The organism is Vibrio sp. 16 (genome assembly GCF_963681195.1).
In the GTDB taxonomy this organism is placed as follows: Bacteria; Pseudomonadota; Gammaproteobacteria; order Enterobacterales; family Vibrionaceae; genus Vibrio; species Vibrio sinaloensis_D.
In genome coordinates, this window is the sequence record NZ_OY808997.1 from 16,941 (window position 1) to 31,697 (window position 14,757).

General features: G+C 45.4%; 12 protein-coding genes. 4 read left to right on the forward strand and 8 right to left on the reverse strand.

The annotated features are described in order from the left end of the window. Positions 1-35: 35 nt before the first annotated feature. Together btsR and U9J37_RS00090 are read right to left on the reverse strand one after the other, a co-directional pair. Complete coding sequence (gene btsR, locus U9J37_RS00085; RefSeq protein WP_005475860.1) at positions 36-755, reverse strand: two-component system response regulator BtsR; 720 nt, start codon at positions 753-755, stop codon at positions 36-38. A gap of 9 nt (positions 756-764) precedes the next feature. Then, entirely contained in the window at positions 765-2,441 is a 1,677-nt protein-coding gene (locus U9J37_RS00090; protein ID WP_005475849.1) for a sensor histidine kinase, read from the reverse strand. Positions 2,442-2,677: 236 nt separating this feature from the next. Between U9J37_RS00090 and U9J37_RS00095 the strand changes: the two genes are divergently transcribed. Then, on the forward strand, positions 2,678-3,748 hold the full coding sequence (locus U9J37_RS00095) for a 3-deoxy-7-phosphoheptulonate synthase (RefSeq protein WP_005475883.1): 1,071 nt from the start codon (positions 2,678-2,680) through the stop codon (positions 3,746-3,748). Positions 3,749-3,777: 29 nt separating this feature from the next. Further along, on the forward strand, positions 3,778-4,905 hold the full coding sequence (gene tyrA / locus U9J37_RS00100; protein WP_005475847.1) for a bifunctional chorismate mutase/prephenate dehydrogenase: 1,128 nt from the start codon (positions 3,778-3,780) through the stop codon (positions 4,903-4,905). Between the two features lie 46 nt (positions 4,906-4,951). On the opposite strand, the gene U9J37_RS00105 is transcribed toward tyrA, so the two are convergent. The 3 genes from U9J37_RS00105 to ettA all read right to left on the reverse strand — a co-directional run bounded on the left by U9J37_RS00105 (position 4,952) and on the right by ettA (position 8,198). Beyond that, positions 4,952-5,965: a M23 family metallopeptidase gene (locus tag U9J37_RS00105; RefSeq protein ID WP_039486399.1), complete on the reverse strand. Its 1,014-nt coding sequence runs from the start codon at positions 5,963-5,965 to the stop codon at positions 4,952-4,954. A 10-nt stretch (positions 5,966-5,975) separates the two neighbouring features. Next, the gene (locus U9J37_RS00110) at positions 5,976-6,347 is read right to left on the reverse strand and encodes a PilZ domain-containing protein (protein ID WP_005475878.1); all 372 of its coding nucleotides are present in this window, start codon (positions 6,345-6,347) and stop codon (positions 5,976-5,978) included. Positions 6,348-6,530: 183 nt separating this feature from the next. After that, positions 6,531-8,198 carry an energy-dependent translational throttle protein EttA gene (gene ettA / locus U9J37_RS00115; RefSeq protein WP_005475887.1) on the reverse strand — a complete coding sequence of 556 codons (1,668 nt, stop codon included), beginning with the start codon at positions 8,196-8,198 and terminating at the stop codon, positions 6,531-6,533. Between the two features lie 258 nt (positions 8,199-8,456). Here ettA and sltY point away from each other — a divergent pair, with 258 nt between their 5' ends. Together sltY and trpR are read left to right on the forward strand one after the other, a co-directional pair. Continuing rightward, positions 8,457-10,412: a murein transglycosylase gene (sltY, locus tag U9J37_RS00120; protein WP_005475901.1), complete on the forward strand. Its 1,956-nt coding sequence runs from the start codon at positions 8,457-8,459 to the stop codon at positions 10,410-10,412. Between the two features lie 16 nt (positions 10,413-10,428). After that, the gene (gene trpR / locus U9J37_RS00125) at positions 10,429-10,728 is read left to right on the forward strand and encodes a trp operon repressor (RefSeq protein ID WP_005475899.1); all 300 of its coding nucleotides are present in this window, start codon (positions 10,429-10,431) and stop codon (positions 10,726-10,728) included. Positions 10,729-10,764: 36 nt separating this feature from the next. Here trpR and yjjX read toward each other — a convergent pair whose 3' ends face one another. Genes yjjX through U9J37_RS00140 form a run of 3 tightly spaced genes read right to left on the reverse strand, consistent with a single transcriptional unit; the run spans position 10,765 to position 14,639 of the window. Continuing rightward, positions 10,765-11,298 carry an inosine/xanthosine triphosphatase gene (yjjX, locus tag U9J37_RS00130; protein ID WP_043887395.1) on the reverse strand — a complete coding sequence of 178 codons (534 nt, stop codon included), beginning with the start codon at positions 11,296-11,298 and terminating at the stop codon, positions 10,765-10,767. Next, positions 11,264-13,612: a putative bifunctional diguanylate cyclase/phosphodiesterase gene (locus U9J37_RS00135; protein WP_038137454.1), complete on the reverse strand. Its 2,349-nt coding sequence runs from the start codon at positions 13,610-13,612 to the stop codon at positions 11,264-11,266. Before U9J37_RS00135 ends, yjjX begins: the two co-directional genes overlap by 35 nt. Further along, positions 13,596-14,639: a polyamine ABC transporter substrate-binding protein gene (locus tag U9J37_RS00140; RefSeq protein WP_005475858.1), complete on the reverse strand. Its 1,044-nt coding sequence runs from the start codon at positions 14,637-14,639 to the stop codon at positions 13,596-13,598. Before U9J37_RS00140 ends, U9J37_RS00135 begins: the two co-directional genes overlap by 17 nt. Positions 14,640-14,757: the final 118 nt, after the last annotated feature.

Here is a 14,757-nt window from a genome sequence, read left to right on the forward strand (position 1 = left end):
ATTGAGTGGCTGTTTTTTTTTAAGAAGTTCAGGGCTTAATGGAAGCCCAATAATTCTTTGAGGCTTTTGAGGTATCGGCGACTCACGGGCAACGGGTGATCGCTGGTGGTGACAATCTCAGCAAGTCCATTTTCTAATAGTTTTATCTCTTTAATCGCTTGGACATTGATTAAGAATTGTCGATGGCAGCGCACTAAGTTGGTTTTTTCTTCCAGTACTTTTAGTGTCAGCTGAGAGGTCGCCTTTTGCTGCGCCGTTTGCACATGTACGCCACTAATATCGCTGTAGGCGAACTCGACTTCTTTGGTCGGGATGATCACGATACGATTCAAACCAATACACGGGATTTGATCCAAACATTGTGGAGAGACGGCGCTGATTTGCTCTAACGTATTTTGCTGAGATTTGAGCAAGCGACGCACGGTTTTGTCTAGGCGTTGGGTATCCACAGGTTTGAGCAGGTAGTCAAAGGCGTTATCTTCGAATGCTTGAATAGCGAACTCGTCATACGCAGTGACAAATACCACTTTGGGCATAGTATCTGGATCTAGCATTCCAAGCAGTTCAATGCCCGTAATTTGCGGCATTTGAATATCAAGGAACACCACATCTGGCTTGAGTTGGTTGATAAATTTTAGCCCTTCAATGGCATTGCTGGCTTGGGCTATGACTTCAATTTTTCCGGTCTCTTCCAAGAGTTCTGTTAACTCTTCACGAGCAAACAATTCGTCATCAATGACTACTGCAGATAGCATGCGTGTACCTTAATACGTGTTTTCATCGGGAATGATAAAGCTCATTCGGGTCGATTGGTTCGCTTCAACTTCAATTGTGAGAGCCGCCGCACGTCCAAATTTATTGGTAAGACGTTTATCAACAATTTGCATCCCTAGTCCAACGTGCTCGTCATGGGGAGGACGATAGCTCCCCGCATTATCCTCGACTGTGATCTGAACGCCGTGTTCTTTCTGTTGGCTATAAATTTTGATTTGGCCACCTTCAAGTAGATGGGAAATACCATGTTTAATGGCATTTTCGACCAGAGGCTGCAATGTGAAGGTGGGCAGTTTACGTTGCAGCAGGTTTTTATCAATATCGATTTCAACTTCTAGTCGATCGGTGAAGCGTGCTTTTTCTATCGTCAGGTAAGCATTCACATGCGCCAACTCTTCTTCTAGCGTTACCGTCTCGATGCTTTGTTTCAAATTACTGCGAAAGAACTGAGACAAATGTTGGATGAGCTCACGTGCTTTGTTGGGATCTCGCCTGACGACGGCACTGATGGTGTTCAATGCATTAAATAAGAAATGTGGGTTAACCTGAGCATGCAATAACTTAATTTCGGCTTGAGCAAGTAAGGTTCGTTTTTGTTGATAGTCACCAAACAAGATCTGGCTCGACAGGAGTTGGGCGATACCTTCAGCCATCGACATATTGATGGTCGAGAAGAGTTTACGTTTAGGCTCATAAAGCTTAATCGTGCCGATGACTTTGTCACCCGCTCGCAGCGGAATAATCAATGCAGAGCCTAGTTTGCAGTCTGGATTGAGTGAACATTGGTAAGGCTTTTCTTTTCCATCAAGGTAGATAATGTCATTTTGGCCAATTGCATCTAAAGTGCTTTGTGATGAGATGGGGGTTTCGGGTTTGTGGTGATCATCGCCAATGCCGACAAAAGCCAGAATTTTTTGGTCATCAGTGATTGAGACGGCGCCGACATTGGTCTCTTCATAAATGATTCGAGCGATTTTTTCGGCGTTTTGACTGTTGAACCCAGAAGCGAGTATGCCGACGGATCGCTCTGCAATATTTAATGCTCGGCGTGAGAAGGTGGCGGAGTATTCTTCAAAAATGGTTTTTCGATCCAGAAGGATACTCATAAACAGCGCTGCACCAACGGAGTTGGCGATGATCATTGGCGCTGCAATGGCGGAGACCAAGTCATAGGCTTGGATAAAGGGTTTGGCGACGATCAAGATGATCACCATTTGTACGATCTCGGCCACTAGAGTTACAGCAAACACGACGCTGGGGTTAAACAGTTGGTCGCTTTTTCCTTTGCGCACAAAGTAGGTATGGAGTAATCCGCCAATCAGCCCTTCAGCTGTGGTCGATATGGTGCACGCCAAGTCGGTGAAGCCACCGAGCGTGTAACGATGGATGCCTCCGGTTAAGCCGACAAAAAATCCCACCACTGGACCGCCGAATAACCCGCCCATCACGGCACCGATCGCCCTTGTATTGGCGATAGCATCGTTGATCTGCAATCCAAAGTAAGTGCCCATCACGCAAAATAGTGAAAACAACACATAAACCGTGACTTTGTGCGACAGTCGGTTGGAAATGGTAAACAGTGGCAGAAAAATGGGTGTCTTACTCAGCATGTAGGCAAGAACAAGGTAGACACACATCTGCTGAAGCAGGGAGAGAATTAAGTCCATAACTTTTTCAGTTGTTGGTTTTCAACTATTTTAGAGAACTTTCCCTACAGAAAGTATGTTTGACTCGCGATTTTTATCTTTAGATGTAAAAAACACCATGTGTAAATTAAGATTTACACATGGTGTTTTTTTAAGTTTACGGTTGAAATCTAAATTTAGCCTGTTATTGTGTCGTTATTCCTCGCTCAATATGAAAGGATAATTGAGTGTAAAATTAAATGTACAGGCTTAAAGTTATGCAGAAAAGTGAACTCAGCAACATCAATATCAGTGAAGAACAAGTTCTTATCACACCGGAAGAGCTAAAAGCCAAAATCCCTCTGAGTGATAATGCACGTCGCTCGATTCAAGAATCACGTCAAACCGTTGCCGATATCATTCATAAAAAAGATCATCGCTTACTTGTGGTATGCGGCCCTTGTTCAATTCATGATGTAGACGCAGCAAAGGATTATGCGCGTCGCCTTAAAGCTCTTTCTGCAGAGCTAAATGACCAGCTGTACATTGTTATGCGTGTTTACTTTGAAAAACCACGTACCACTGTAGGGTGGAAAGGACTCATTAATGACCCACACCTCGATGGTTCATTTGATATTGAGCATGGCCTTCATGTCGGCCGCGAGCTTCTAGTGGATCTAGCAGAGATGGAGATCCCACTTGCGACCGAAGCGCTGGATCCAATCAGTCCTCAATACTTGGCAGATACCTTTAGCTGGGCAGCGATCGGCGCGCGTACGACGGAATCACAAACGCACCGTGAAATGGCGAGTGGTCTATCTATGCCAATCGGATTCAAAAATGGTACGGACGGAAGCCTTGCTACGGCGATTAACGCAATGCAAGCAGCCTCTTCGAGCCATCGTTTCATGGGAATCAACCGAGAAGGTCAAGTCGCGTTATTAACCACCCAAGGAAACCCTAATGGTCATGTGATTTTACGTGGTGGTAAGCAAACTAACTACGATTCTGTGTCTGTTACTGAGTGCGAGCAAGACATGGCGAAGTCTGGTCTCGATGCGTCTTTGATGGTGGATTGCAGCCACGCTAACTCACGTAAAGATTTTCGTCGTCAGCCTTTAGTTGCAGAGGATGTGATTCACCAAATTCGTGAAGGTAACAAGTCGATTATTGGCTTGATGATTGAAAGCCATATCAATGAAGGTAACCAGTCATCTGATATTCCGTTAAGTGAAATGCAATACGGTGTTTCTATTACCGACGCATGTATCAATTGGGATACAACTGAGGCACTATTACGTCATGCACACAAAGAGCTTGTGCCGTTTTTAGAAGATCGTCTGAAGTAATCATCGCCGATAAGAGATAAGGAAAGTGAATGGCTGTTGAACTGAACGAGTTGCGTGATCAAATTGACGCAGTAGATAAGCAGATTTTAGATTTATTGGCTCAGCGACTTTCGCTGGTGGAAAAGGTCGGTGAAGTTAAGAGTGAACACGGCTTACCTATATATGCTCCGGACAGAGAAGCAGCTATGCTGGCCTCACGCAGAGAAGAAGCCGAGAAGAAAGGGGTGCCGCCTCAACTTATCGAAGACATTCTGCGTCGCACAATGCGTGAATCTTACGCCAGTGAAAAAGATTCGGGCTTTAAGTGCCTCAATCCAGAATTGCGTTCAGTGGTTATTGTTGGTGGTAATGGTCAATTAGGTGGTTTATTCGGACGAATGTTTAAACTGTCTGGTTACGATGTAAAGGTGTTGGGCAGTCAAGATTGGCACCGCGCTGATGAGATTCTCGAAAACGCAGGTATGGTTGTCGTAACTGTGCCTATTCACCTAACAGAGGGTGTGATTGAAAAGCTATCCCAACTTCCTGATGACTGCATCCTATGTGATTTGACCTCGATTAAATCCAAGCCTCTGCAAGCGATGCTAAACGTCCACTCGGGGCCAGTTGTGGGTTTGCACCCAATGTTTGGTCCGGATGTCCCAAGTTTGGCTAAGCAAGTGATTGTCTACTGTGATGGTCGTGGTGAAGAGCATTACCAGTGGTTGCTGAAGCAGTTCTCTATTTGGGGAGCAAGTTTGTGTCAGATTGATGCTAGTGAGCACGATCATGGTATGACGCTGATTCAGGCGCTGCGACACTTTACCTCGTTTGCCTATGGCTTACATTTGAGCCGTGAAAACCCAAGCATCGATAAGCTGCTGAAGTTAAGTTCGCCAATCTACCGTTTGGAACTGGCAATGGTAGGAAGGCTGTTCGGTCAAGATCCGAATCTTTACGGCGATATTATCCTCTCTTCGGATGAGAACATTGCCATGATCAAGCGCTTCCACCAATGTTTTGGTGAGGCATTACAAGTACTCGATAGCAAAGATAAACAGGCATTTGTCACCAGTTTTAATAAGGTGAGTGACTGGTTTGGCGATTATTCTCAGCAGTTTATGAACGAGAGCCAGAATTTGCTCAAACAAGCCAACGATTCTATCCATCGAGGGTAAATAGCAAAAGAGCGACCATTTGGTCGCTCTTTTTTGTTGAAATAATCTATTGAACGGTTACGTTCTCGATTGCTTGCTCTGGCTCGTTTTTTACCGTGCTGACCGAGCTATCTTGATAAGGTTTATTGGTCAAGTTGACTTGAAGTCTAACCGTGTTATCAATTAACTGAACGAGCGGCCCCCATTTTACTTTTTTCTCTTTCTCAAAGAGGTAGTTAAAGTTCTCAGGGCTCCAGTCCATCGTGTATTGCGGGTTGAGCGCTCGACCTAAGAAGCGTACCTCGTAGTGCAGGTGCGGCCCTGTTGAGTTGCCAGAGTTACCACAGGTAGCAATCAAATCCCCTTTGCTGACAAACTGACCGCTGCGCACTTTAAATCGGGACAAATGCGCGTATGAGCTCATGAATCCGAAAGAGTGACGCAAGGTGAGATAATTGCCGTAGCCTTTTGAGCTTGGGCGTACTGTCTCAACCACACCATCTGCTGGGGCGTAAATTTCTTCTCCGCGCTTGCAGGTCAAATCGATCCCCGTGTGCGTGTGGCGCTTGCCGGTGATGGGATTGGTACGGCGGCCGTAAGAAGATGAAATACGCAAGTACTCCATTGGCGTATCATTTGGAATCATACGAAACATGGTTGCTCTAACCGCGGAGTCAACGGCTGCGGCGTCCAAACGATCTTCTAAGTTTTGTTCACCCAGACTTTCTTCATTGGCGAGTCCTAGTACCGATTCCACATCGAATACGCGCTTACCGAGTATCTGGATTTCGTTTTTCTTGTCTTCGAGCTCTTGAGTGACCGCATGAGTTTCGTTGACCTGCTCTTCATAGAGTTGCTCGAGTTCGCTTCGCTCTTGCTCTGAATAGGTTAGCTGAGTCATCAAGAGGCTGTAGTTATGCTGGGCGGCGCGTTTCTCTTGCCAAGTCTGGTAAAAAAATGTGCCGCAGGCCACAACTGCAATCAAGAGTGTAGATAGGAGTATTATTAAGCTCTTTCTAGAGACATGAAAATGTTGTACCCCAGAAGCATCTGGGATAAAGATGGTAATTTTATTGGACATACTGCTTTCGTTAGGTGTATTCACCTAGGTCAGACAAGTGCTCGATATCACGATGCAATAACTCATCATCACCTACATTGAGTTCAATTAGTCGCTTGAGATGCCCGATACTTTCAATATCAATATGATCAATGCTGAGACGGATCATATTGTTATTAACCCCAACAATGTTCCCTACGAGTTGGATCGTTACATCACTTCCTGGAAGCGAAAATTCTACATCGATTTGTTCATTCGCATTGAGCAGGGCGGCTTGTTCACAGCTAATCAATAAGCCATGTAACGACAAGTCACTGATTGAAGCTTCAACAGCATTCATTGCTTGCTTCAGCACTGCTGGGGCGCGATAAACAATACGCGAAAAACGACGGCGTTCTATCATAGTTTTCTCTCTTAATTTGAACTCTCAGAGTAACAAAATTAAAAATACAGCTATGCGGAGTCGTTCGCATTATTTAGCATCATCAATCAGAATAATTATCCGTATTGTGAGCTATATAATAAAGGCCGCTAATTTAAGCGGCCTTTGAACAAATTTCAAGCGTTAACGTCTGAGAGAGTAAAATTACTTCGCAATACGCTTGTACTTGATGCGATGCGGCTCTGCTGCTTCTGGACCTAAGGTCTTCTTCAGCCACTCCATGTACTCAGTATAGTTACCTTCGTAGAAGTTCACCTGACCTTCATCGCGGTAATCGATGATGTGTGTTGCGATACGGTCTAGGAACCAACGGTCGTGCGAGATAACCATGGCACAGCCAGGGAACTCGAGTAGCGCTTCTTCAAGTGCACGAAGCGTTTCAACGTCAAGGTCGTTGGTTGGCTCATCGAGTAGTAGAACGTTACCGCCCGCTTTAAGTAGCTTAGCAAGGTGTACACGGTTGCGCTCACCACCAGAAAGCTCGCCGATGATCTTCTGTTGGTCCGAACCTTTAAAGTTAAAGCGTGAACAGTAAGCACGCGCCGGGATCTCGAAGTTGTTGATCTTGATGATGTCCGCGCCTTCAGAAATCTCTTGGTAAACCGTCTTCGAGTCATCCATTGAATCACGGAACTGATCCACAGACGCTAGCTTAACCGTGTCACCCATTTCGATTGTGCCCGCGTCAGGTTGCTCTGTGCCGCTTAGCATCTTGAATAGTGTCGACTTACCCGCACCGTTGGCACCGATGATACCGACGATAGCACCTTTAGGAATGCTGAATGATAGATCATCAATCAGTACACGGCCGTCAAATGACTTAGTGAGGTTATTCACTTCGATAACCTTGTCACCTAGGCGCTCACCTGGTGGAATGAACAGTTCGTTAGTCTCGTTACGTTTCTGGCGATCACCGCTTTGCAGTTCTTCAAAACGAGCCATACGCGCTTTAGATTTAGACTGGCGACCCTTCGGGTTTTGACGAACCCATTCAAGCTCTTTCTCGATGGTTTTCTGACGAGCTTTCTCTTGAGACGCTTCTTGTTGTAGACGCGCATCTTTTTGCTCTAGCCAAGAGGTGTAGTTACCTTGCCATGGAATACCTTCACCACGGTCAAGTTCGAGAATCCAACCCGCAGCGTTATCTAGGAAGTAACGGTCGTGGGTGATAGCAACAACAGTACCCGTGTAATCCACTAGGAAGCGTTCTAGCCAAGCGACAGATTCTGCATCCAAGTGGTTGGTTGGTTCGTCTAGAAGTAGCATGTCTGGCTTCGAAAGCAGTAGACGACAGATCGCAACACGGCGACGTTCACCACCGGATAGGTGCTCGATCTTTTGATCCCACTCTGGAAGACGAAGTGCGTCAGCCGCGCGCTCTAGAGCATTTTCAAGGTTGTGACCTTCTTTCGCTTGGATAAGCGCTTCTAGTTCACCTTGTTCTTTCGCAAGCGCGTCGAAGTCAGCATCTGGTTCAGCGTATGCTGCGTATACTTCGTCAAGACGCTTCATTGCACCCGCAACGTCAGAAACCGCTTCTTCAACGATTTCACGAACAGTCTTAGATTCATCCAGTACCGGCTCCTGAGGTAGGTAACCTACATTTAGACCTGGTTGTGGACGTGCTTCACCATCAATATCGGTATCAATACCTGCCATGATGCGCAGCAGGGTAGATTTACCTGCACCGTTCAGACCCAAAACACCGATTTTAGCGCCAGGGAAGAAGCTCAGAGAGATGTCTTTAAGAATTTGTCGCTTTGGTGGCACAATTTTGCTCACGCGCGACATGGTATATACGTATTCAGCCATTGCCGATCGTTCCTAACATTCAATTCACGTAAATGGCTATTTTATACCAAGATGAAGCGCTTTGTTACTCCCTGTGAGGTATCCCATCAAAATCCCCTTTTCCTATTGATGCTTTGCTGACCAAATAGGCGTACAAAGCTAGGAAAAAGTCACAGTTGTGTGAATTTATTATTATTTACATCTGCGCCCTTTACAGGACTACGTAGAATAAGCATTAATTAAGAACTTAATTGACTATTCTCAACAGGAAGAGAATCTATGATGCTGACGTTTTCTAAGTCGCTGCATCGCATTCCTTCATCGTTACTTGCTCTAGTTTCGATGGTTTGCAGCGCAAGTTATGCCACTTCAGCACTGGCCACTGATTTAATAAAGCAGCGTGAGATATACGATCAAGCGCAACAAGCGTTAGACAAAAAAGATGTCGCTCGTTACCAGAAACTTCGTCGACAAATTACAGATTACCCACTCACACCCTACGTCGACTACCGTGCATTTCTTATCGACCTTGGTGAGCGCTCACCCCAGGAGGTCAACAAGTTTATCGATGATTACCATGCCCTGCCATTCTCGGGGCGAATTCGGGCGCCTTACATTGACCGTTTAGCGGCGCAAAAAGATTGGCGAAGGTTGCTTGAGTTTCAAACGGTAGAGCCGCGAGGAGAAACTTACCAGTGCCACTATTACAATGCGCTTTATCAACAAGGGCAGTTTGAGAAAGCGTACTCAGGTGCAGAAAAGCTGTGGCTCTCAGGGCACTCTATTTCAGACGCGTGCGATCCCCTATTTGAAGGTTGGAATAATGCCGGATTGAGAACTGACGAGCAGATATTGCAGCGCATGCAACTTGCATTTGAAGCGCGAAATGGGGCGATTTTGAACTACTTAAGTAAATTGGTCTCTGGGGCTGAGAAAAAGCAACAAGCGAAAGCAATGACGGAGTTGTTTCGTAAACCTGAAAGTGTCGTTGAGTTTGCGCGCAGTAATCCTGCTGAGAGCTTTTACCAACAGCAAACCATTCAAGCATTGAAAAAAGTCGCTAGAAAAGACATCGAGCTTGCTCAATCCATGTTTGATGATGTGGTCAAGGCGCAAAAGCTATCCGGTGAACAGGCGCAAACGCTGGCGGATTACATGGCGTTTCGTTTGATTAATACTGATTCTGATGATTTAGCGCAGTGGCGAGATGGTCAGATTTCGGCATCAAAAAGCACGGTATTAATTGAACGACGCGTTCGTTTAGCGATTCAACACCTTGACTGGCAAGGTGTCCAACGTTGGATTGATTTACTGCCGATCGCGAAGCAGCAGAGCTTACGTTGGCAGTATTGGCTTGGTCGAAGTGAGATCGCGCTGGGGGAGCAATCTAAAGGCATGAATCGATTGGAAAAACTGGTTGGTCAGCGAAATTTTTACAGCGTTGCTGCTGCGAAAGAAATTAAACGTTCCATTGATTACCCAGTTTCTACCGTCACGTTGGATAAGAGCCTGATTTCACCCTTTGATGCTTCACTGGTGCGGATTGCCGAGTTGATTGAACGCGATAAAATTGCCGCGGCCAAAAGCGAGTGGCGTTGGTTGCTAAGACGAGCGAGCGAGCTGCAAAAAGAGATGTTGGCGGCTTATGCGTCCTACAAACGATGGCACCATTTAACGGTTACGGCGAGCATTGAAGCCAAAATGTGGGACAACGTTAAGATACGTTTCCCAATTGCTCATCGCTGGTGGTTTAATTTTTACGGCGAGAAACATAGTATCGACCCCATTACCTTGATGTCACTGGCTCGCCAAGAAAGTGGTATGGATGTTGAAGCTCGTTCTCCGGTGGGGGCTCGCGGTATCATGCAAATTATGCCTTCGACGGCAAAGTACACAGCTCGGAAGTATCAATTGAGCTATGGTGGTACGCAAGATTTGTACGAAGTTGGCAAGAACATCGAGATTGGCAGCCATTATTTGAAAGGCTTACTCGAACAGTACGATAACAATCGAATTTTTGCGCTCGCTGCGTATAATGCAGGACCACACAGAGTAAAAACTTGGCGAGAGCGTACTCAAGGCAAGCTTGATGCTTATGCCTTCATTGAAGCGATTCCATTCAAGGAAACACGCGGGTATGTGCAAAATATTTTGATGTTTGAAACCTACTATCGAGACTTGTTAGGTGAAGATGGTGCGTTTCTAAACCGAAATGAGATGACCGCTAAGTATTGATAGGTAACAAGAACAGATGGCAACTGAACCTGAGTATACAGACTGGCAGCAGATTCTAGATCTGGTCAAAAGCAGCAGTGAAGCGGAGCAGCATGAGATGTTGCTCACCATGCTATTAACGCCCGACGAGCGAGAGTCGCTGGTCGCTCGAGTCAATATTTTTCGCGAGCTACTAAAAGGGGAGTTGTCTCAACGCCAAATCAGTCAAATGCTAGGTGTAGGGATTGCAACGATTACTCGCGGTTCCAATGAGTTAAAGTCCAAGTCTGAAGAGGACAAACAGTTGTTAAGCCAACTACTCAAGCAAAAGTCTTAAAAAAAGGTGCCACGAGGCACCTTTTTCTATTTAGTGTCACAGGTTACTTGGAAAGTGTGTCGGGTTGGTAAAAGGAATCAGCGCTAAAATCAGTGCTTGGTGATAAACACTGCTGCGAGTTAACAGATCCTGTGTCAGCAGGCTGATCGCTCCGCCTTTTTGTTTGATGTTTTCCGTAGCAAAAACCTCATCCATCACATCACCCAGTTCATTGGCGTGGGCCAGCTTTTCCAGCACGAGCGGAGGAAGCATAAGACTTGCGGAGCGAGATTCGCCGCGGTGAGTGCTGGATTCTATCACCATCCATGCAAAGGTCATGTTGCATTCAATCCCAGCTTCAAGCCCGACGTAGAAATCGCCACCAGGAAACACTCTTTTGGCATTTCTCACGCGATTGCGTGCGCCTTCATAGGTTTCGTCGTTGCTCATCGGTTGGTCAGCAACCTCGCTAGGCACTTTTACTCCTGAAAATTCGAAGGTTTGTTGCGGGAAGGCGGCTTGAAATGCACTTTGTACGGCGTTGATTTTTGCTGGGTTAAGCGAAGCGACAATAACTTTCTTCACTGACATCTGTGTTTCCTTTCGACTTTTTGTTGTGCTGTCTCAGTTGCTCAATGGAGATTGGTGGAGACAGATAGTAGCCTTGCATGTAATCACATTGATTGTTCGCCAGCCACTGATGCATCTCTTTTGACTCAATCCCTTCGGCGGTCACAAGCATAGATTGAGAATGACAAAGGTCAACCAGTGGCTTCACCACCGTTTGGTTATTTGTCTTGGTCAGTGCTTCTAGAAACTCACGATCAAACTTAATTTTTTGTACTGGGTATTCAACTAGTTGGGTAATGGACGTGTAGCCAGAGCCAAAGTCATCAATAGTCAATTTAAAGCCCATCTGTGACAGCTCATACAATAAGAGATAACTTTGAGAGTCTGATGCGAACGTCTCTGTTATTTCAAAGTCGATAAGATCCGGACGAACTGAGTACCGTTCGGCCATGGTTTGAATATATTGCGCGAGCTGCAATGAATCTAGTTCAGCAGAGGACAAGTTAATCGATAATTGGACGGGCCAGTCGAAACAGTTCTGAATGGCTGAAAAGTCTTCAAAGGCTTGTTTTACTACCCAGCGGTCAATTGTGCCAAACAAACCAATTTGCTCGGAGATAGGAATAAATTCACTCGGATTGACCGTGCCTAGTTTGGGGGACTCCCAGCGAAGTAGCGCCTCTAGCCCGCGCACTTCTAAACCACTTCGATCAAAATAGGGTTGATAGAGTAATTGGAATTCCTGATCTAGGTTGCTTGAACGCAAAGCTCGCTCAACTTGAGAGCGGCGGCGGACGATTTGATCCAGTTCTTTAGAGTAGTGTGCGATTTGATTTTTACCCGCTCGTTTCGCTTGATACATCGCGGTATCAGCATGAGAGAGCAAGCTAGTAAGGTCTCGTCCATCTTCAGGGTATGAAGCGATGCCGATACTGGCGGTAATCGGAAAGTTGCCAAGTGGAGAGTTCGCGCTATTTTGAATCGGCTCTAACACCGCCCTCGCAATCTCAGGAGCGTAACTAGAATGCTGGTTTACTGACGAAATAAAGACAGCAAACTCATCGCCTGACAGCCTTGCAGCAAGGCATTTTACACTGTACTTCAATTCAAATTCGTTACAGCGCTGGCGAATGTGCTCTGCGAAATTGACCAGCAGTGAGTCGCCAATATGATGACCGTATTTGTCGTTGACGTATTTGAAGTTGTCGAGATCAATGTAGAGGATCCAAGCGCGAGTATCGATTAACTTGTTGGCTATCGTTCTTTCCACAAACATTTGGAACTGATACCGATTGGCGAGTTGCGTGAGGTGATCGTTCTCTGCCATCGCTTTGGTTTTCTGATAACTCGAGTTGAGCTCTTTATACATGTCATAAAAGCGGACTGACAGACGTCCAATCTCATTGTCTGCAGAGAGTTTTTCGATGTTTGAGCGTTTTTGCAGTTCGACTTCTTGGAGTTGGTGATCGAGTCTTGTTATCGGCTTAATTACGTGGCGATAGAGTAAAAACAACAAGATAAGAACGGTAGAAACGGCTGAAGCCCCAAACGCAAGTAAGAGCTTGTTTTCAATCTTGTTTAACTGCTCATTGAGTAAGTACTGAGCAGGATCCAACACCGCGTATAAGTTGGGTTTCAACTCAACCGATTGAGTGAGTCCCGATTTTTTTACGGGTTCTTGAGCGAAGAAGATACTGCTGTCGTTATCAAACTCTAAAATGTGCTTGAGCTGGTCAAAGTTATCGAGAGATAAAGAGACAACAACGAAAAATACTTGCTCTTTGTTGTAGCTAAGTGGCGAGGTGAATGTGTCGTTGTCGAGCACATCATAACGAATCAGTATGCTTTGTCCCTGATAATTGTTGGCAAACCCGGTATGGGAGAGTTGCCCAGTTTGCTTGTATATGTGACGAATGTATTTGAGGACATTTTCATCAAGGGTAGCAAAAGGATCGGTTTGGTTGTCGGCGTAAAAACGAACGTGTTGGTCACTGTCTACGATGGCGACAGCAATGTTGTCTTGTTTGTTAGGTTGTAGGTTATCAATAGTTGTTTGCAGGTTTTCGATCAACCGCATCTCTCGGTAAGGGTTCTCCGGTTGACTAAAGTAGTGGCGAATAATATCGCTTTTAATCAACGTCAGTGAGTAGCTATTAATTAGGGAGACCGATTGGCGAAAATGGCCAGCAAGTTTCTCCATCGTGAGCTGCAAGTAACTGTTTTCACGCTTAATGAGCGTGTCTTTCTGGTTTACGTAAATACTATAGCTCGACATTGCTGCGCTGAGCATAACAACGGGGGCAACCAAAAGCAGAACTCTAGTACTGAGCTTCATGATTCTTAACTATTTGATTAATGATTTTCGTTCTTAGGCTTATGTTTTCTGCAGAAAGCATACTGTCTATGTAACTGTTTTTAAGTTGTTCTGGGCTTGGGAACAATGATGCATCATTTTTGTACCAATCAGGCATCAGTTTTAATGCACTTAAATTGGGCGTTGCAGCTTTAATATCTGTTGCATTCATTGCAGCAATTGTGGGACCAGACAAATAGTTAAGAAAGGCTTTTGCTGCCTTTTTATTACTCGAGTGACTGCTTATCGCTAAACAGTCTAGCCATATATAAATTTCCCCTTCCGGCAGAACAAACTCCCACGCGTCACGACCAAATGAACGATTGAGTGAATACTGATCGCCGCTGTAGGCAAGGGCCAACTGAAGCTTGTCAGAGTTTTCTTGGCTTCGGATGTAGCTCAGTATGTATTCAAAGGTGAGGACTTGCTGGCTGAATGTTTTGAGGGCAGGGTAGGCTTGTCTGATTTCCTCGCGGCTTTCAGTTGTTGGTGATAAACCTAAGCTGTAAAACAAGGGCAAGAATGATTCAACGGTATCGTTGATCATACCTATTCGACCTTTGAGTTCCTCGCTGGGCTCGACAAACTCTTTCCATGTAGTGGGTGGGTTCTCGATGCGATCTTTTCGGTAAGCAATACCCACCGTGCCCCAAAAATAGGGAACTGCATAATCACCACACGCTTGGTTCCACTTATTGTCGTTATGGGCTCGATTGGGAAGGTCACTGATGCGCTCGAAACTGCCTAAGTTGCCATAGATGTTTGCTGAAACGTTGTCTAGAACCACAATATCAAATGGCAACTGAATGCTTTTCATCATTAATAGACTGCGTTCATCGTCATTATCAAAGTGGGATAACTGCAGCGGCGTTTCATGTGTTTCTTGCCAGTCATTAATGACTTTGGGGGATAGGGTATCCTCCCATAAATAGATATTGAGTGGTGTTGGCGTCGCGATGGCACTATTGGTCCAACATGCGAGGAGAAATATAGAGATGAGCGCTCTCATACTAACGAGTAAATAGCCTTACATTGAGGGTTGGTTGTTTGCTATGGCGTCAGTATGTAGTGCTGACACTGTATAAATATGCAACTTAGCTTCTGAATACTAAGAAGTTTTATAAACA

Coding starts and splice junctions, on each gene's coding strand:
- trpR (WP_005475899.1), top strand. CDS start 10,429: ATGGCAACTGAACCTGAGTATACAGACTGGCAGCAGATTCTAGATCTG.
- U9J37_RS00140 (WP_005475858.1), bottom strand. CDS start 14,639: ATGAGAGCGCTCATCTCTATATTTCTCCTCGCATGTTGGACCAATAGT.
- sltY (WP_005475901.1), top strand. CDS start 8,457: ATGATGCTGACGTTTTCTAAGTCGCTGCATCGCATTCCTTCATCGTTA.
- U9J37_RS00110 (WP_005475878.1), bottom strand. CDS start 6,347: ATGATAGAACGCCGTCGTTTTTCGCGTATTGTTTATCGCGCCCCAGCA.
- ettA (WP_005475887.1), bottom strand. CDS start 8,198: ATGGCTGAATACGTATATACCATGTCGCGCGTGAGCAAAATTGTGCCA.
- U9J37_RS00135 (WP_038137454.1), bottom strand. CDS start 13,612: ATGAAGCTCAGTACTAGAGTTCTGCTTTTGGTTGCCCCCGTTGTTATG.
- U9J37_RS00090 (WP_005475849.1), bottom strand. CDS start 2,441: ATGGACTTAATTCTCTCCCTGCTTCAGCAGATGTGTGTCTACCTTGTT.
- tyrA (WP_005475847.1), top strand. CDS start 3,778: ATGGCTGTTGAACTGAACGAGTTGCGTGATCAAATTGACGCAGTAGAT.
- btsR (WP_005475860.1), bottom strand. CDS start 755: ATGCTATCTGCAGTAGTCATTGATGACGAATTGTTTGCTCGTGAAGAG.
- U9J37_RS00095 (WP_005475883.1), top strand. CDS start 2,678: ATGCAGAAAAGTGAACTCAGCAACATCAATATCAGTGAAGAACAAGTT.
- yjjX (WP_043887395.1), bottom strand. CDS start 11,298: ATGTCAGTGAAGAAAGTTATTGTCGCTTCGCTTAACCCAGCAAAAATC.
- U9J37_RS00105 (WP_039486399.1), bottom strand. CDS start 5,965: ATGTCCAATAAAATTACCATCTTTATCCCAGATGCTTCTGGGGTACAA.